Raw genomic sequence first — 309 nt, 5'->3', positions numbered from 1 at the left:
GCGCTCGATATCGATGCCGGTCTGACAGATTCCAGTGAGGTTCTCACTGTCACCATCTCTGGTGTGCCGGATGGCGCAAGCCTGTCTGCCGGGACCAACAATGGTGATGGGACCTGGACGCTGTCGAGCTCTGAGCTTGATGGTCTTAAGATCACGCCGGCTGATGACTTCAGCGGATCGTTTGATCTTGGCGTGACCGCTCAATCTGCGGATGGTAGCGATGTTGCGACCACCACAGGTTCCTTGACGGTTGATGTTGCCGGCGTTGCCGATGCACCGACGCTTGATGTTGCCGATGCTTCCGGCAAA

The 309-nt window shown here is 57.3% G+C and carries 1 protein-coding gene; it reads left to right on the top strand.

Annotation, left to right across the window (positions count from 1 at the left end; translation table 11 throughout):
• Positions 1 to 309, top strand: a 309-nt coding sequence (locus tag TALK_RS22205; RefSeq protein ID WP_169715101.1) for a hypothetical protein, incomplete at both ends; no start/stop codon positions are given.

It is taken from the genome of Thalassospira alkalitolerans (genome assembly GCF_002115745.1).
Taxonomy (GTDB): domain Bacteria; phylum Pseudomonadota; class Alphaproteobacteria; order Rhodospirillales; family Thalassospiraceae; genus Thalassospira; species Thalassospira alkalitolerans.
This window is presented reverse-complemented; position numbering and strand designations above follow the sequence as displayed.